At 32.3% G+C, this 18,049-nt stretch carries 19 protein-coding genes; 12 read left to right on the forward strand and 7 right to left on the reverse strand.

The genetic code is table 11. The features are described from left to right. Positions 1-3: 3 nt before the first annotated feature. Together OJ995_RS01890 and OJ995_RS01895 are read right to left on the reverse strand one after the other, a co-directional pair. Positions 4-582, reverse strand: coding sequence for a choice-of-anchor J domain-containing protein (locus OJ995_RS01890; protein WP_264367889.1), 579 nt, complete (start codon positions 580-582; stop codon positions 4-6). A gap of 11 nt (positions 583-593) precedes the next feature. After that, entirely contained in the window at positions 594-3,371 is a 2,778-nt protein-coding gene (locus OJ995_RS01895) for a TonB-dependent receptor (RefSeq protein ID WP_264367890.1), read from the reverse strand. Between the two features lie 139 nt (positions 3,372-3,510). Here OJ995_RS01895 and OJ995_RS01900 point away from each other — a divergent pair, with 139 nt between their 5' ends. The 3 genes from OJ995_RS01900 (at position 3,511) to amaB (ending at position 6,905) form a co-directional block, all read left to right on the forward strand. Beyond that, positions 3,511-4,626 (forward strand): endonuclease/exonuclease/phosphatase family protein, encoded by a 1,116-nt coding sequence (locus OJ995_RS01900; RefSeq protein WP_264367891.1) that lies wholly within the window; start codon positions 3,511-3,513, stop codon positions 4,624-4,626. Between the two features lie 93 nt (positions 4,627-4,719). Next, positions 4,720-5,259: a 3-hydroxyanthranilate 3,4-dioxygenase gene (locus tag OJ995_RS01905; protein ID WP_264367892.1), complete on the forward strand. Its 540-nt coding sequence runs from the start codon at positions 4,720-4,722 to the stop codon at positions 5,257-5,259. Positions 5,260-5,354: 95 nt separating this feature from the next. Continuing rightward, the gene (gene amaB / locus OJ995_RS01910) at positions 5,355-6,905 is read left to right on the forward strand and encodes an L-piperidine-6-carboxylate dehydrogenase (protein ID WP_284698654.1); all 1,551 of its coding nucleotides are present in this window, start codon (positions 5,355-5,357) and stop codon (positions 6,903-6,905) included. A 99-nt stretch (positions 6,906-7,004) separates the two neighbouring features. On the opposite strand, the gene OJ995_RS01915 is transcribed toward amaB, so the two are convergent. Then, positions 7,005-7,580 carry a PhnA domain-containing protein gene (locus OJ995_RS01915; RefSeq protein ID WP_264367893.1) on the reverse strand — a complete coding sequence of 192 codons (576 nt, stop codon included), beginning with the start codon at positions 7,578-7,580 and terminating at the stop codon, positions 7,005-7,007. Between the two features lie 91 nt (positions 7,581-7,671). Here OJ995_RS01915 and OJ995_RS01920 point away from each other — a divergent pair, with 91 nt between their 5' ends. Then, on the forward strand, positions 7,672-8,046 hold the full coding sequence (locus tag OJ995_RS01920; RefSeq protein WP_264367894.1) for a hypothetical protein: 375 nt from the start codon (positions 7,672-7,674) through the stop codon (positions 8,044-8,046). A gap of 48 nt (positions 8,047-8,094) precedes the next feature. On the opposite strand, the gene OJ995_RS01925 is transcribed toward OJ995_RS01920, so the two are convergent. After that, positions 8,095-8,592 carry a DUF6646 family protein gene (locus OJ995_RS01925; protein WP_264367895.1) on the reverse strand — a complete coding sequence of 166 codons (498 nt, stop codon included), beginning with the start codon at positions 8,590-8,592 and terminating at the stop codon, positions 8,095-8,097. Between the two features lie 39 nt (positions 8,593-8,631). Beyond that, positions 8,632-9,366, reverse strand: coding sequence for a metallophosphoesterase (locus OJ995_RS01930; protein WP_264367896.1), 735 nt, complete (start codon positions 9,364-9,366; stop codon positions 8,632-8,634). Positions 9,367-9,507: 141 nt separating this feature from the next. Between OJ995_RS01930 and OJ995_RS01935 the strand changes: the two genes are divergently transcribed. The 4 genes from OJ995_RS01935 to OJ995_RS01950 are packed head-to-tail and all read left to right on the forward strand — an operon-like array spanning position 9,508 to position 12,665. Next, positions 9,508-9,720: a hypothetical protein gene (locus OJ995_RS01935; RefSeq protein ID WP_264367897.1), complete on the forward strand. Its 213-nt coding sequence runs from the start codon at positions 9,508-9,510 to the stop codon at positions 9,718-9,720. A 22-nt stretch (positions 9,721-9,742) separates the two neighbouring features. Continuing rightward, entirely contained in the window at positions 9,743-9,919 is a 177-nt protein-coding gene (locus tag OJ995_RS01940; RefSeq protein ID WP_264367898.1) for a hypothetical protein, read from the forward strand. Between the two features lie 46 nt (positions 9,920-9,965). Continuing rightward, on the forward strand, positions 9,966-11,972 hold the full coding sequence (locus OJ995_RS01945) for an ATP-binding protein (protein WP_264367899.1): 2,007 nt from the start codon (positions 9,966-9,968) through the stop codon (positions 11,970-11,972). A 48-nt stretch (positions 11,973-12,020) separates the two neighbouring features. After that, the gene (locus tag OJ995_RS01950; RefSeq protein ID WP_264367900.1) at positions 12,021-12,665 is read left to right on the forward strand and encodes a response regulator; all 645 of its coding nucleotides are present in this window, start codon (positions 12,021-12,023) and stop codon (positions 12,663-12,665) included. Positions 12,666-12,977: 312 nt separating this feature from the next. Here the strand turns inward: OJ995_RS01950 and OJ995_RS01955 are convergent, their stop codons facing one another. Further along, the gene (locus OJ995_RS01955) at positions 12,978-14,117 is read right to left on the reverse strand and encodes an ATP-binding protein (protein WP_264367901.1); all 1,140 of its coding nucleotides are present in this window, start codon (positions 14,115-14,117) and stop codon (positions 12,978-12,980) included. Between the two features lie 19 nt (positions 14,118-14,136). Continuing rightward, positions 14,137-15,000 (reverse strand): aldo/keto reductase, encoded by an 864-nt coding sequence (locus OJ995_RS01960; RefSeq protein ID WP_264367902.1) that lies wholly within the window; start codon positions 14,998-15,000, stop codon positions 14,137-14,139. Between the two features lie 115 nt (positions 15,001-15,115). Here OJ995_RS01960 and OJ995_RS01965 point away from each other — a divergent pair, with 115 nt between their 5' ends. The 4 genes from OJ995_RS01965 (at position 15,116) to OJ995_RS01980 (ending at position 18,047) form a co-directional block, all read left to right on the forward strand. After that, positions 15,116-15,736: a DUF4382 domain-containing protein gene (locus tag OJ995_RS01965; protein WP_264367903.1), complete on the forward strand. Its 621-nt coding sequence runs from the start codon at positions 15,116-15,118 to the stop codon at positions 15,734-15,736. Further along, entirely contained in the window at positions 15,730-15,924 is a 195-nt protein-coding gene (locus OJ995_RS01970; RefSeq protein ID WP_264367904.1) for a hypothetical protein, read from the forward strand. Before OJ995_RS01965 ends, OJ995_RS01970 begins: the two co-directional genes overlap by 7 nt. A gap of 167 nt (positions 15,925-16,091) precedes the next feature. Beyond that, positions 16,092-17,096 (forward strand): AAA family ATPase, encoded by a 1,005-nt coding sequence (locus OJ995_RS01975; protein ID WP_264367905.1) that lies wholly within the window; start codon positions 16,092-16,094, stop codon positions 17,094-17,096. A gap of 84 nt (positions 17,097-17,180) precedes the next feature. Further along, positions 17,181-18,047, forward strand: a complete 867-nt coding sequence (locus OJ995_RS01980; protein WP_264367906.1) for a DUF58 domain-containing protein — start codon at positions 17,181-17,183, stop codon at positions 18,045-18,047. Positions 18,048-18,049 lie beyond the last annotated feature (2 nt).

The following is an 18,049-nucleotide window of genomic DNA, read 5'->3' on the forward strand; positions in this document are numbered from 1 at the left end:
CTATTAGTTTTTAGTGATTTTAACATTGTCAACTTCCCAAGTCATTGAAGCAGAAGAAGTAGATGTGTATTTGAAAGCTACATATACATTTCCGCCAGTAAATGAAGAAACATCTATATTTCCAGAATTAGTCCATGTATAATTATTAGAAGAATCTAATGTAGCAGATAAATCAGTCCAAGTAGCACTATTAGGATCTCCTCCAGCATAATCAGAAGAAATTTTTATTTCTAATACATTTCCAGTAAATTTTGAAGCTGTTTGAAAAGATAAATAGGCAGTAGTTAATTCGCTTAAATCAATTTCAGGAGAAATTAACCAATCTTCATTTGCGTTACTTGTTCCAGCATATCCAGACATTTTAGCACAATTTCCTGGATTACCATACTGTGTGTCTAATTGCCATACTTGAGTCCCAGTCACACTATATTTTGTCCAACCCGCCCAATTAGTTTCAAATCCATCAGTAAATGCGTAGTCATACACAGTAGGAATAACATAATCATCATCTCCTACACAACTTGTTAAAGCACTTGTACTAAGTGCCAACAAGAAAATTGTTTTTAAAAATTTTATTTTCATAGTATATTTTTTTAGAAGTTAATGTAGAAGTTAACAAAGAATGTTCTTCCGTATCCGTAAAAATATTTAGATCCAAAAGAAGGAGTTCCGTTAGCTTGATCAGCTTGTAAATCTGGGAAAGTTGCTTTTCTAGATTGTTCAAAACCACCTGTTTTATAAGTTACATCAAATACGTTGTTTACAGAAGCGAAGAAACCTACTGTATTACGATTTGCTTTACTAATTCTCCATGATTTTCCTCCTGTTAAGTTTACTAATGTAAAGCTGTCAAATTTTTCTTGTTTTAAGATATCTCTTACTGTTTCAGGAGTAGCTCCAGAGTAATTATCTCCTGTGCTGCTATCAATACTGAAGTTGTCAGTTCTTAAAATGTTAGCAAAATCAATGTAGCTATTAGCTAAGTAATTAACATTTGCTCCAACCCACCAGAAATTAGGATCTCTATATTCTAAACCAAATGATGCCGCTGTTTGTGGCATACCTGGTTGGTGGTAATTTTTCATGTAAACAGTTCCAAAATCTGTTAAGCTTTCATTTCCAGCAGCAGCTAATGCATCATCATTTGTTTTTAATTTAGCATTATCAGAATAGATATATTGTCCGTAAGATGCAGCAGCAGTTGCTTTAATAGTTGAAGTAATTTGGTATTCTAAACCAAGTTCTGCACCCATATTTTGTTTCTCAATTCCAGTTACGATTTCGCTAACGAAAGTATCTTCGTCACCACCATCGTCAGCACTTCCAATTCCTTCTCCGTAGAAGAATGAAATTTCTGTAGCATTTTGAATTTTAGAGTAGAAACCAGTTAAACGTGCTTTGAATTTTGGTGCTCTTAAGATATAACTTGCATCAGCACTTGTAATACTTTCGCTTTGTAAATCTGGAGTAATTTCATTATTCATTCTAGCGTTTGAGAAAGAGTTTCTTAAACTTGGCGCTTTAGTTTGGTATAAACCGTTGAAATCAAAATAATTTCTTCCGTTTAATTTATAAGTTAAACCTCCTTTGAATCCGAAGTTTTCAAATGTGATACTTTCACCTTTTCCAAAAGAATTATCGGCATAAATTCCATTTCTGTAAAGACCTTCTCTTTGATATTCTGTTCTAGAGAAAGATTGTGCTAAATAAAAATCAGCTTTGTCATAAGTAAATTTGAATTGTGTAAATCCATCAAATGTTAAAGCGTGTAATAAATAGTTATATCCGTAAGTATCTCCTTCACCAACTTGTCTATTAGGATTGTTTAAGTTAGATTGAGATGCATTTCCTGTGTAAAAAGGATCGATATCTAAGAAATATTGACCTCCTAATAAATCCAATAAGTTTTGGTGATTATGAGAACGTAATTTTCTAAAATTTGCACCAGCAGTTAAACTAACATTTTCTGAAATACTTGAGTTTAAAATACTGTTTGCGCTTAATTGGTTGTCATCTGTTCTGTCTTCGTATAAAACGTAAACACTTCTTCCTGCAAATGCACTATTTTGATTTGCAATATACATTGCGTTCCAATCAAGTTGTGAATTTGATCTAAAAGTATTTCCAATTTGAGTTAATTGGTCTTGCGTATAGCCTCCTAAATTACTGAAGTAACTTGGTAAGTTTTTGTAGTAAGTTGGGTCAGGATTATTACCTAATTGGTAATCTAATCTTGAGTTACCAATCGAACCCGTTTGGAAAGCAACGTTTGTATTTAAAGTTGTTTTTTCAGTAATTTTCCAGTAGTGAGATAACATTGTAATTGGCTCTTCAACATCTTTGTCTCTTGAATTACGTTTTTTACCATCTTGCCATCCCCAATAAGAATTGTATTTAATTCCCATTAAATTATTCACTTCTTCAGTATTTGGAGAATTTTTTCCTCTACTATTTTGAGCATAAATAGAAGTTAAATTCAAACTATGTTTGTCATTAATCTTTTTCTCAACACTTGCAAATAATGAATTTGCAGCATAATCAGTTCCCTCAAAGTATCCTTCTTCAGCCCATCTTCTTGATGCAGAAACTACAAATGCCCATCCGTCTTTGTTCATACCAGATGCGTGAGTTCCCATCATTCTCCAACTATAGTTAGTGTTTGTTCCCGACATCGAAATTCTTGAACCTGGACGGTAGAATGAAGCTCTTGTGTTGATTTCTTGAGTTCCTAAAGCACTACCAAAAGTATAATCTGAAGGTGCAGAACCCATAGTGAATTCTTGATTTCTTGTTGCATCATTTAAACCACCCCAGTTACTCCATTGTGGTCTTCCATCATACAATTTGTTCATTGACAAACCGTTAATCATGGTAACACCATATTCATTATCTAAACCTCTAATTCTAAAACGAGATTGCCCCCAGTTAAAAGCAGCAGCTTGTTGGTAGGTGTCTCTCGTTGCTTGTAATAAGCCCGACGTACTTTCCGACCCACTGTTGTCATCTCCTAAGTCATTTTCAGTAATAGTTACTAAACTTAATTGTTGTTCAGAAGTAACGTCTTCTTCTAAAACAACTACACCTAAGTCTAATGGTTCTCCATTATTTGGCTCTAACACGAATGTCTGTTGGTTGTATCCTGTAGACTTAACTACCAATACTTGTTCTCCACCAGGAATTGATTGAAATACAAAATTTCCGTCAAAATCAGTCAAGGCAGATTGATTCGTGCTTTGAATAGTTGCAACTACATTTTGTAATGGTTTTTGACTTTTAGCATCGATAACCTTACCTTTTAAGGCTGGATTTTGCTGTGCAAAAACAAAAACAGCTTGCAGCACTAGTAAAGTGCTTAATACAAGTTTTTTCATAAAGAATATTATAATTAATACTTATTTAACGTTAAGTAGTTTAAAACTTAACAGCCTGCAAATGTATAACTTTTAATAATATTATTTACCTTTGGCACCCAATTTGTAATAAACTTGATATTAATATAACATTTGATTTATGAAAATTAAACACCTTTTGGCTGTATTTACCGTGATTTTGTCTGTAAATAGCGCTTTTTCTCAGGATAAAAAATTTAAAGTGCACACAGTAGCATTTTATAACTTAGAGAATATATTTGATACCATTAACAACCCAGATACATACGATGAAGAATATACACCTACTAATGGTTGGAATACAAAAAACTATAAAAAGAAGTTAGACAACCTAAGCCGTGTTCTTATCGAATTAGGTACAAGCGAAAATCAAAAAAATTCTCCAGTAATTATTGGGGGATGTGAAATTGAGAATCGTGGTGTGTTAGAAGATTTAGTAAAACACCCAACCTTAATTAATAAAGGATATAAAATTGTCCACTTTGATTCACCTGACAAGCGTGGAATTGATGTAGGGTTTTTATATCAAGAAAAACATTTTCAACCTACAAGCTACATCAATGTTCCTTTGTATGTATATGAATCAGAATCTACTTCTGATAAAAAAAACAAAAAAGAAGAAGAAGAAGTTGAGGAGAATGTTAATTATGACAAAAAAACTAAAAGAATCTACACTCGTGATCAGCTATTAGTTACTGGTTTATTAGATGGGGAAGAGATTAATATTATTGTGAATCACTGGCCATCGCGTTCTGGCGGAGAGAAAAAGAGTAGTCCATACAGAGAAGCAGCTGGAAGATTAAATAGAAAAATAATAGACTCAATTATTAAAATTAATCCTAATGCTAAAATTATTACTATGGGAGATTTGAATGATGGAGCATACAATAAAAGTGTAAAGCAGGGCATTGGCGCTAAATTGAAAAAAGAAGAATTAAAAGAACCAAGAGATATTTACAATCCTTTTGAGCAAATGGCAAAAGAAGGTCATGCTACTTTATTTTATAGAGATTCAGGCGATATTTTTGACCAAATTATGGTAAGTCAGCAATTTATCCCTAAAGACAAAAATGATTATGGTTCTTTCAAATATTGGAAAGCAGGTATTTACAACAAGCCTTTCTTAATACAGAAAACAGGTCAGTATAAAGGCTACCCACTTCGTAATCAAAACGGAGTTCCTGGATTTTCCGATCACTTTCCAGTTTATATTTATTTAGTGAAAGAAGTGAAGTAATTTCAATGATAATAATTTAATAAGGTTAGTTTGCAATAAAATGCAGCTAACCTTTTTCTTTTTCTGTAACTTTACATTTTAAATGCAAAAAAGATGGCAATAGGAAAACCGTTTAATTTACAAAAGTGGGTTGAGGATAACAAAGCATTGTTAAAACCACCCGTTAGTAATAAGAATTTATATGTAGAATCGGAAGATTATATTGTAATGATTGTGGGTGGACCCAATGCACGAAAAGACTATCACTACAATGAAACCGAAGAGTTGTTTTACCAATTAGAAGGTGAAATCACAGTTTACATTCAGGAAGATGGGAAAAAGAAAGCGATGAAACTTTCAGCTGGTGATATGTATTTGCATCCGGCTAAAGTGCCACATTCTCCTTCTAGAACAGAAGGTTCTGTTGGTTTGGTAATCGAAAGAAAACGCGCTGGAAAAGGATTCAATGATGGTTTACTTTGGTTTTGCGACAATTGCAATCATAAATTACACGAAGTATATTTCGAATTACACGATATAGAAAAAGATTTCTTACCTCATTTTAGTACGTTCTATAATTCAGAAGAAAAAAGAACGTGTAAAAAATGCGGTACTGTAATGGAAACCAATCCTAAGTTTACGACTAAGAAATAGTTAAAAAATAGCTGTGTAACTTGAGACACACAATTATTAAAATATATTTTTTACATTTGTAAAAATTTAACAAAAAACGAATAAAAAGTTATAAAATGATATCTGAAGCAGCGATTCAATTTGGTATGCAAGAAGCTTTGCAACAATTAGGCATTAAAGAAATTAACGAAGGAACTTCTACTGGAACTAAGTGGTTTTCTAACGGAAAAATCATCGAATCATATTCACCAGCAACAGGAGATTTGATTGGAAAAGTAAAATCTTCAACAAAAGAAGATTACGAAACAGCTATGAGTGCTGCAGAAGAAGCTTTCAAAACATGGCGTTTGGTTCCGGCTCCAAAAAGAGGAGAAATCGTTCGTCAAATGGGAGAAGAATTACGTAAACATAAAGAAGCATTAGGAAAATTAGTGTCTTTTGAAATGGGTAAATCGTATCAAGAAGGTCTTGGAGAAGTTCAAGAAATGATTGATATCTGTGATTTCGCAGTAGGTTTATCACGTCAATTACACGGATTAACAATGCACTCAGAGCGTCCAATGCACAGAATGTATGAGCAATGGCATCCGTTTGGAATTGTTGGAATCATTTCGGCTTTCAACTTCCCAGTAGCGGTTTGGTCTTGGAACACTATGTTAGCTTGGATTTGTGGTGATGTTTGTATTTGGAAACCAAGTTCAAAAACGCCTTTATGTGGTGTAGCGTGTCAAAACATCATTCAAACGGTATTAGAAAGAAACAATTTACCAGAAGGAATCAGCTGTTTAGTAGTTGGTAACGAGTCTGGAGATTTAATCAATAACGACAAACGTATTCCATTAGTATCGTTTACAGGTTCTACAAGAATTGGTCGTCACGTATCAAAAACTGTGGCTGAGCGTTTTGGAAATACTATCTTAGAATTAGGTGGAAACAACGCGATTATCGTTTCTCAAGAAGCAGATTTATCGATGGTATTGGTAGGAGCAGTTTTTGGAGCGGTAGGAACAGCAGGTCAACGTTGTACTTCAACTCGTAGATTAATTGTTCACGAAAGTGTTTACGATAAAACATTAGACGTTTTAGCTAAAGCGTATGCACAGTTAAAAATTGGAAATCCATTAGATGCTAACAATCACGTGGGTCCACTTATCGATAAAGGTGCGGTTCAAGATTACTTAAACGCTATCGAAAAAGCAAAAGCTGAAGGCGGAAGAGTAATTGTAGAAGGTGGTGTTTTAGAAGGAAAAGGATACGAAAGTGGTTGTTATGTAAAACCATGTATTATTGAAGCGAAAAACGAGTTCGAAATCGTACAACACGAAACTTTCGCACCTGTTTTATACGTAATGAAATACAGCACAATTGAAGAAGCGATTGCTATGCAAAATGCAGTTCCTCAAGGATTATCTTCTTCTATCTTTACGAACAACATGAGAGAAATGGAATTATTCCTTTCGGCTGCGGGTTCTGATTGTGGTATTGCTAACGTAAACATTGGAACTTCTGGTGCTGAAATTGGTGGTGCTTTTGGTGGTGAAAAAGAAACAGGTGGTGGCCGTGAATCAGGTTCTGATGCATGGAAAGCCTACATGAGAAGACAAACCAACACCATTAACTACGGAACAGCGTTACCATTAGCTCAAGGTATTAAGTTTGATTTCTAAAAAAAGTGATTAGTGAAAAGTAATTAGTGATTAGTTACTTTTTGGATATAGAAAAACCCTGCAATTGCAGGGTTTTTTGTTTTCTTTAGTTATTGAAAACTACTTCGTTTTCTTCACGTATTGTGTTAAAATGTAAATGTTTTGGTTTTCCACTCTACCTTCAATAAGGTTTGCATCATCCCAAACTAATTTAATGTTGTGTACGGCAGCTCCACGTTTTGCGGTAAAAGTAGCTCCTTTTACATCTAAATCTTTAATTAATACAACTGAGTCACCATCTAATAAGGTTACACCGTTGCTGTCTTTATGTACAATTTTGTTTTCGTCTTCTTCTTCGCCTTCACCGGTTGCTTTTGCCCATTCTAATGCTTCTTCGTCAAGATACATCATATCTAATAAATCAGTATTTTTTAAACGTGCTAACATACGCCAAGATAAAATTTGAACTGGTAAATGCTCATTCCACATACTATCTGATAACCCTCTCCAATCGTTTTCATTCATGGTTTCTGGGTTTTCAATTTGGTCTTTTAAATGTTTCGCAACTAAAACCGAATGTTCTAAGCTTTCTGCAGTGTGAGGTGGTAACGTGTACACAACTAAATCATGTTCGGCACCACTAATTTCGCAAACTGAACCACTGCGGTCTTTCAGTTTTTTTTCTATTACACTCATTTTGAATGGATTTTACGTAAATAAATAATTTGGGACAAAGTTATAAATTGAATTTAATTATCTTTGATTATTCGATTAAAATCTACTTAATATGAAGAAATTACTCTTAATCATAGCTGTGGCTCCATTATTATTAGCTACACAATGTAACGAAGATGATAACGGAATTGCTTGTACAGAAGAAGCACGAGCTGGTTTGAACATCACCATAAAAGATGCCGAAACAAATGCTTACTTAAACGAAGGTGTTTCTGTTGTAGCTACTGATGGAAGTTATTCCGAAACGTTAGAAAGTTTTGATAGTGCTGAACCTGTTTTTTCAGGTGCTTATGAAAGACAAGGAAATTATACAATTACGGTTTCAAAAACGGGTTATGTAACGTACATTTCAGAGGTAATAAGTGTTACGTCCGATGTTTGTCACGTTATCCCACAACAAAGAACCATTTTACTACAACCCGAATAAAAAAAGGAAGCCATTTCGACTTCCTTTAATACGTTTTTTTACAATTTTTTATAAATTGAAAGAAGCTCCAATTGAGAAGTTAAACTGATTGTTATATTTTTCAAATCCAACAGGGTTATTATCGTAATGTGCTATCGGTAACTGAATTTCAGAGTATAAACCAAAACCATCGGTAATAAAATAACGAGCACCTAAATGAGCTCCAAAATTTTTAATTCCAATATTTAAACCAGGATAAACGTCTACTTTTTTTTCAATTCCAAAAACATCGGCAATATTGGCGCTAAAACGAGCTCTTAAATCAAAACGATCGTCAAAATTTGGTTTTTCACCAGCTACTTCTTCAATTCCTAATAAATATAAAGAAGTAAAACCAAACGACATGTTTGTGCCTATTCCTCTATCATAAGTTGCAATTATTCCTGAACCTTTTTCTTGTAAGTTGGCTCCAACTTGAAATTTAGTATCTCCTTTTCCTTTAAAAACTTGCGCATTAGAGACTTGGATTGCGGCTAATAAACAAATTACGGCTAAAAATTTTTTCATCGTATTATAATTAAAATTGAGTACAAATATACGAATAAATTAATTTCTTCCTTTTTCGTTAGGGTACAGATCTGGTAATGAGTCGCTTTGCCAAAATTGTTTTGTGTCAACATCCATAATAGTTAAGGGACCTTTAAAAGCAGCACCAGTATCAATATTCCAAACACAAGATTTATTTACCGGAATTGTTTCGTCAATTTTAGTAACTGGTGTGTGACCGATGTAAATTTCTTTGTAAATTTTTAATCGATTAGGATACGTTATCGCATCTTTTGAGAGTTTATTATCCAATGATAAAGCGGTTTCCCAAAGTGTTCGATCCCAGTAAAATAAAGGTTTAAAAAATTCGTGCTCCACACCTTTCATATTGGTAAAGCCAGCGTGAATAAACAGTCGGTTCTCATTATCTAAATGATAATTTTGAAGCGATTGTAAAAATTGAATGTGTTTCTCTTTCGTATCAGTGTCGATATTTTGATAGGATAAAACCGTTGCTTCTCCACCATGTTGAAACCACAATTTTTCATCAATATTTTCGTTATTACCTAATAACCAATCTAATAGAAGTTCGTCGTGATTACCACGAATAAAGATACAAGGTTGTTGTTTTTGTAATTCTATTAAAAAATCCAGAACAGCTGGAGATTCGCTCCAACCATCAACAAAGTCCCCTAAAAAAATTAAAGTATCCATTTGGGTAACCTTAGCTCTTTTTAAAACTTGGTGAATTGCTTTTAATCCACCATGAATATCTCCAAGTACGAATTTTCTCATAATTAAGTATAATTTGACTCAAATTTTAACAAAATGTGCAGAAAAACTACAGCAATTTATGTTTCCATGGGCTTTAATTTTGTTCTTTAAGATAAAAAACACCAAAAAATAACAAACAAACACTTTCAAAATCAAAACATTATGAAAAATTCAATTCAATTATTTGCTTTAGCATTAGTAGCTTCTACCTTTTTTTCATGCACAACAGACGAGTATGATGCCGCACTTGAACAAAGTGTAAAAGTAACAGAAAATATTCAAAATGCGCAATTTAAGGATGGGGATGTAGTTCCTACAGATTCATTAGCTACGGAAGCTGATAATACACCACCTGTTATAATAAAAAGAGATTAATAACTTTAAAACATAATAAATTATGAAAACAATGGTAGTAGTAATTGTAAGTTCTTTGTTTTTGTCAAATATATCCAATAACAAAGAAAATGATTCAATAAAAAAAGTAATGGCTTATAAAATTGAAAATATTGAAAAAATAAATGTAGATAACACATTAAATAGCAGAATACCTATAATTATTGTAAAAAAGGATTAATAATTATCTTTTAATAGTATTTTTGTTTACAAACAAATATTTTTAATTGAAACAGGCTGTGATTTTTCTTAGTTTCTTTTTTCTCGTTGGATGCAATTCAAATGAGAAAAATCTTGATATTCAGAAAAAATTAGATTCCTGTTTTGAAAACAGTTCAAATGTAAATTTAGACAAAGAAATTCGATTAAAATATATTGATTCTGCTGAAATTATTATTCATAGAGCAAGTAGTACAGATTCTATGAAAATTAGTAATTATTTTAGAATAGCTAATCGCTATTTTATGTTGTCAGAAAATGAAAAATATAAAAAAACAACTAATAAAATTTTAGCTCTTTCTAAATCCAATAATGATTCTTTAAATATTGCCAAAGCAGAATATTATCTCGGGGACTATTATTTTTCTCTTTCTAAAAACGATAGCGCCTATTATTACTACTTAGGAGCAGAAAAAATATATAAAAAAATAGAGGATAAGCTTAATCTTGCAAATACTAAATTACATAAGGCTTATATTTTGTTATATGAGAAAGATTTTTTGAGTTGCGAATCAGAAACAATTATTGCCTTAAATATTGCCAATGAATTAAATGACCCAATTTTAGTTTTTGAATGTTATGCAAATTTAGGGCGTTCTTTATTAGCTGTAGAAAATTACAAAAAAGCACTAGAATACCATCAAAAATCTTTAGCGCAAATCAGAAAAATAGAAGATAAAAATTATAGACCATTACTTCAAGCACAAGCTTTAAACAATATTGGTTTTGTATATTTAAATTTAGGTAAATTTAAAGAAGCTAGTGAAATTTTTACAGAAGGATTAAAAATTAATAATCTTAGAGAAATTCAACCTGTATTGCATTCCTCTTTGTTAGATAATTATGCTTATTCCCGTTTTAAAATAAATAAAAATGAAGGTTTAAAAGATTTCAAAAAAGCGTTAGAACTTAGCGATGAAATTGGGGATATTTATAGTAGAATTAACAGCAGAATCCATCTAACAGAATATTACCTATCCAAAAAAGATACTACAACTGCGCTTCAATACAATCAAGAAGCCAATAGTCTGGCTAAAGAGTCTAACTACAACAAAGAAGTTTTAACCACTCTCGATTTCTTTACTAAATTAAAACCTAAAGAAGGGTTAAAATACGCTAAAGAATACATTAAACTTAGTGATAGTTTACAACAACAAGAAAGACTTACACGTAATAAGTTAGCTCGAATAGAATACGAAACGGACGAAATAATTGTAGAAAAAGAAGCCATTTCAAATCAATTTAGAATCATCTTAGTTTCCTCTCTTTTGGTGTTTTCTTTTGGAATTTTATTTTATATTATTTTGTATCAACGCAGCAAGCATAAAGAATTACTTTTCAGTCAAGAGCAACAAAAAGCGAATGAAGAAATTTATAAACTGATGTTGGACAAACAAGATGAAATAGACGAAGTAAAAAAGAAAGAAAAATTACGAATCTCTCAAGAACTTCATGATAGTGTAATGAATAAATTGGCGGGAACACGACTCAATTTGTTTGTTTTAACTAAAAAAAGGGATGATGAAACCATTCAAAAATGTTTAGAACATATTAATGGTATTCAGAATATCGAAAAAGAAATTCGAACTATCGCGCATGAATTGCATAATGACGCTTTTTTTGCCAAAGGCAGTTATCGTAGTTTGTTAGAACAAATATTGCAAAACCAAAAAGAAACCTATCAAACCGAATGTGAATGTTTAATCGCTCCAGATGAAACGATTGAAACAATTTCGGCTCTTATAAAAATGAATGTTTATAGAATTATTCAGGAAACATTGAATAACATTAACAAACATGCAAAAGCAACAAAAATTTCACTAAGTTTATACATTGAAGAGGGATTTTTATATTTGTACATAATTGACAATGGAGTAGGATTTAAAGTTTCTAAATCAAAATCAGGAATCGGATTAAAAAACATGGAAAGTCGTGCAGAATCCATAAACGGAAAACTAAAAATAACTTCTGAAACAAACAAAGGAACCAAAGTTCAACTAAAAGTCAAATTATAAAGTCAAATAACGCATTCAAACTTGGAAAACAAAAAGCTAAATATTTTAATGATAGACGATCATCCTTCCATGATAGAAGGATATAAGAGCATTCTTTCATTCAACGATTTGGATTATGAAATTCAGGTTACGCCAGCTTATAATTGTGAAAGTGCTTATTATTTAATTACTGATATCCAAAGTAAATTAGCCTATGATGTTGTTTTTATCGATTTGAGTTTGCCTGCTTTTCCAGAGCAAAAAATTCACTCAGGACACGATTTAGCTACTTTGGTTAGAATGTACATGCCAAGTTCGAAAATTGTAATTTTAACTTCTCATATCGAATCTTTTTTGCTTTATAAAATTCATAGAGAAATTGAACCCGAAGGTTTTTTAGTTAAAAGCGATTTTACAGCAGAAGAACTTTTAAACGCATTTCATCAAATTGTTATTGGAAATAAATACAGAAGCCGAACGGTTCAACAAAACATTAATGATTTAATGGCGAATGATTTTTTATTAGACGAACATTATCAGCAAATCATAACATTACTTGCACAGGGTATAAAGACTAAAAATATGCCCGAATATATTAACATCACGCTGAGCGCCATTGATAAAAGGAAGGCGCATATAAAAGAATTCTTTAATATTGAAAAAGGTTCTGATGAGGACATTATTAAAGAAGCAAAAAAAAGAGGTTTGATATGAAATTTTAACATAAACTGCAGAAAAACTACAGCAACCCATCCAAAAAGCGTCCTTACATTTACAATGTAATTTCTATAATAAATAAAGGATGAAACTATACACTAAAATATTGCTGTTTTTGTTGTTCTTGAGTTTAATATGGCTTTATACTGTTATCGATTTAACGTACAATACACTCTTTTTAGAGAGTAGTACATTGCTTTCCAAATGCATAGGGTATCATGCACAATTTGAATTGATTTACATTTTAGGGGTTTTTCTTTTTGTTTCTTATTTGGTTTTAATCCTTTTTATAAAAAACAAAAAGCTGTATTAATCGTATTTCATTTTTCTTAAAATTCGCATTACTTCTTTAAATGAGATATAAATCATAGGATTTTCTAGTGATTTCAAAAAAGGTTTAGCATCAATTAGTTTTTGTTTCGCTTCATCAAATCCATTCAAGTAACAAATCATTAGAATGTGAGGTAAATTCTCCAAATCTCTTTTTTCTGATTCTTGTAAAGGCAATCCTTTTTGAAGTTTTCCTAATAAGGTCAAATTTGAATTATAAATATGATGCAACATTTTTCGGTTGTATTGAGGTGGCTCAAATAACATTTCCGAATTCATTTTGTAATAGCCATTATCAAAAAAAGTTAATGTTACTTTTTCAAACGGATAATAACTGGTTTTATCATTTAACCCTAAAGAAACGTATTCGGTAATAGAAAACGTACTATCATCATATTCAATGTTAACTTCATCTAATGCTGAATAAAATAATTTTACTTGTTCATTAATCAACTCAATATCTACTCTCGAGTAATATACTTTATCTCGAATCTTCTTCTTATTTCCGGCCCAGCAAACCACAAACAATTCTTTAAAAACAAGATAGTTAGAAGGAATGTCTTTATGGCGATTGTTGATGAAATCCAAAACACTTTCTAACGTATGCGCAATGCTATTACGTGAGCTATTTTCTATGCTAATAACTGTTTCAACATTCTGTTTCGAATATGGAATTTTCTCTTTCGTAGGCGAAGTATTACTCCCTTTTCTAACAAAAGTACTATTGGCTTCAATGGTGTGAATTCCTTTTTTAAAATAAGAAGTTTTAGATTTAGGTTTTATCGTAACCAATCCTACCACTTTATCTTTTGGAAGATTAGGAAAAGGCACATTTTCGTACTGAATTTTAGGCGGATTCTCCAAAAAAGCATTCACCAAATTCTGAATTCGGCTATCATCAAAAAAGTCATCACCAACGATTTCATTCGATTCATCTTCCACACCCACCACTATGTATGAGTTGTTGCTCGGATTAGAATTCGAAAGCGCACAAATGTGTTTTAAAAATTTCGCTTTTCCTTCTTTAGTGTGCAAATTCAACTGACGCTTCTTATCATAAAAACTGTTCTCATCGTGATGAGATAGAATGTTTTTGATAAGTAAGCGTTTGTTTATCATTTTTTAGTAGTTACTTTTTTTAAGGAACCTTATTTCCCATGCTTGTTGTCCAAATTTCAAACCAATCTTGTTTGTCTAATTCTAAACTATGAGCTTTTGATAATTGCTGAATTCGCGCCACATTTACTGTACCCGCCACAGGTGAAACATTTGCCGGATGTTGTAAAATCCAAGCTAATAAAATAATATCAGAACCTACATGGTATTTATCTACAAGAGTGGCAAGAAGTTGTCTCAATCTAAAAGTTTGCTCCGTATTTTCTCTAAAAACAGTTCCTAAAGGATTCCACGCCATTGGCTGAATATTGTGAATCTGCATATAATCAAAACTTCCGTCTAACATAGCTTCATGATGTGTTGCTGAAAACTGAACCTGATTATACGAAATTTCAGTTTTTTGACGCAAAAGTTCCGTTTGAAAAGGTGTAAAATTAGAAACACCAAACGATTTAATTTTTCCTTCCGATTTTAATTTTTCAACCGCTTCGGCAACTTCATCAGCTTGCATTAATGGACTTGGTCGGTGTAAAAGCAAAGCATCTAAATAATCTGTTTGTAGATTTTTCAATGAATTTTCTACCGACCAAATGATATATGCTGCAGAATAATCGTAATGTTTGATTTTATTTTCTCTTCCTTTTGTGTGTTGAATACCGCATTTGGTAATCAATTGTAGTTTATCTCTTGAAATTTTACTTTCGCTAAATGCTTTTCCAAACTGTGATTCGGTTGTATAATCTCCATAAATATCGGCATGATCAAAAGTGGTGATTTTATTTTCGATACAAAGATTAATCAAATGTGCCATTTCTGTTGTACTTAGGTTTTTGTCCCAAATACCCCAATTCATTGTTCCTGCGATTATTCTTGACAAAGTTTTCATAAAGTTTGTGTTTTGGTGTTAAATTTTATAATAAATAATTGATATAGCGTTGTTTATATATAATTGTATGATGTCAAAATGACATTATGAATATACTAATTTAAACATTTGTCTCATGAAAAATTTAAAAAAAATTTTATTAAGTTGTTTTTCAATTCTTGTTCTGAGCGTTTTTGTTTTAAGTTGTTCTGATTCGGATGACAATTCTCCAGGAACTTCAAGAATTAAAGTAGGTATAACCGATAATCCGGGAGATTATGACGAAGTTAATGTTGAAATACTTGATGTGAAAATAAAAAATTCTAATGGAACAGATGAAAATGGATGGGTAAGTATAGGAATTGCTAATCCAGGAATTTACAATCTACTCGATTTAACAGGGGGAGTTACAGCTTCTTTGTCGGATAGTCAAATTCCTTCAGGGTTTTTAGGTCAAATTAGATTGATTTTAGGGGATAATAATACGGTGGTAAAAGATGGAATAACTTACCCATTGAACACACCAAGCTCACAACAATCAGGTTTAAAATTGCAAGTAAATCAAACACTTGAACCAAATTTCACGTATGATTTTTTGATAGATTTCGATGTAAATCGATCTATAGTGGTACAAGCTGGTGGTTCGGGTATTTTTAATTTAAGTCCCGTTTTAAGAGTTAGCTCAGTAGCAAATTCGGGTTCTATTTCAGGAACTGTTGTTTCAGGGTTTATCAGGTATCTGCTTCAGTTATGGTAGGCAGTGTTGAGGTTACTGCTCTTACAGATTCGGAAGGGGTATTTTATCTTCACGGAATACCAGCAGGAACTTATACACTTACATTAACACCAGATCCAGCATCTACTTTCACACCTTTAATTATTGAAAATGTGGTGGTTGTGAATGGAGTAAATACCGATACCGGAACCAGTACAATTTCTGATTAAATAGAAGTAATTAAGTTAAAGTATCATAAAATTCTCAAAAAGGCAGCTATTTCAGGTAGTTGCCTTTGTTTTTTTAACCAATTATTAACAACAAACCACTAAATTTTTTTTCAATTTTGAAATGTTAAAATTTTGAACTTAATTGTACCTCGAAAAAAACACAAGATATGGAAGAAAATGCTGCTGCATTAGACATAAGAGCAATCAACGAAAAGATAGAAAGAGAAAGTGCTTTTATCGATTTGCTTACAATGGAAATGAACAAAGTTATTGTAGGTCAAAAACAAATGGTAGAACGATTGTTAATTGGACTTTTAGGACAAGGACACATTCTATTAGAAGGAGTTCCCGGATTAGCAAAAACTTTAGCAATTAATACGCTTTCTCAAGCCGTTCACGGTTCGTTCAGTCGTATTCAGTTTACACCAGATTTATTGCCTGCAGACGTTGTAGGAACCATGATTTATAATATCAAACAAAACGACTTTACCATTCGTAAAGGACCAATTTTTGCTAACTTCGTTTTAGCCGATGAGATTAATCGTGCTCCTGCAAAAGTGCAATCGGCTTTGTTAGAAGCGATGCAAGAAAAGCAAGTTACTATTGGTGATGAAACGTTTAAGTTAGACAAACCGTTCTTAGTAATGGCAACGCAAAATCCGGTTGACCAAGAAGGAACCTATCCTTTACCAGAAGCACAAGTTGACCGTTTTATGTTGAAAGTCGTTATCGATTATCCAAAAATGGAAGACGAGCGTTTGGTAATTCGTCAAAACTTAAAAGGCGCTTTTGAAAAAGTAAACCAAGTGGTTTCTATTGAACAAATTTTAAGAGCTCAAGAAGCTGTTCGTGAAGTATATATGGACGAGAAAATCGAGAAATACATCTTAGATTTAATTTTTGCAACGCGTTATCCAGAAAAATATAAATTAGAAAGTCTAAAACCATTAATCAGTTTTGGAGCTTCGCCACGTGGAAGTATCAACTTAGCAACTGCTGCTAAATGTTACGCTTTCATCAAACGTAGAGGTTATGTAATTCCAGAAGACGTTCGTGCCGTTGTGTACGATGTATTACGTCACAGAATCGGAATCACATACGAAGCTGAAGCTGAAAATGTAACTACAGAAGACATTATTAGCAGAATTGTTAACGAAGTTGAAGTGCCTTAATTTAGTTATCAGTGTTCAGTCTCAGTTTTCAGATAATACTGTTTTTAAACTGCGACTGTCAACTGCGACTGCCAACTAATAGAAATGGATACCAAAGAAATTCTAAAGAAAGTTCGAAAAATTGAAATCAAAACCCGAAGATTGAGTGATCACATCTTTTCGGGCGAATATCATACGTCTTTTAAAGGACGCGGTATGACTTTTTCAGAAGTACGCCAATACCAATACGGTGATGACGTAAGAGCTATCGATTGGAATGTAACCGCGCGCTATAACGAACCTTTCGTAAAGGTATTTGAAGAAGAACGCGAATTAACCATGATGTTAATGGTTGATATTTCAGGTTCGGAGAGTTTTGGTACAAAAAATCAGTTAAAACGAGATATGATTACCGAAATCGCAGCGACATTAGCGTTTTCGGCTACTCAAAATAATGATAAAATTGGTTTACTTTTATTTTCGGACCAAATCGAATTGTTTATTCCGCCTAAAAAAGGAAAATCGCATGTTTTACGAATCATTCGCGAGTTAATCGAATTCGAATCGAAAAGCAAAAAAACCGATTTATCGCAAGCGTTGAAATATTTATCAAGCGTTTTGAAAAAGAAAGCGATTGTGTTTTTAATTTCCGATTTCATGGTGCAAGATTACGAACACACGTTGAAAATTGCTTCAAAACGTCATGATGTAACTGGAATTCGAGTTTTTGACCAAAGAGAAGAAAGTATTCCAAACATTGGAATTGTAAATATGATTGATGCTGAAACAGGAGAAACACTTTTGGTAGATACAACATCAAATAAAGTTCGAATGGATTACGAAAAATACTATCGTGAAAACGTAAATTATTTCAAAGATATTTTTTCAAAATGTGGAGCAGGAACAATTAGTTCAAGAGTGGATGAAAGCTATGTAACCAAATTATTAGGTTATTTTAAAGCGCGTAATTAAGA

Origin of the sequence: Flavobacterium lacisediminis (assembly GCF_025909975.1) — a bacterium.
GTDB lineage: Bacteria > Bacteroidota > Bacteroidia > Flavobacteriales > Flavobacteriaceae > Flavobacterium > Flavobacterium lacisediminis.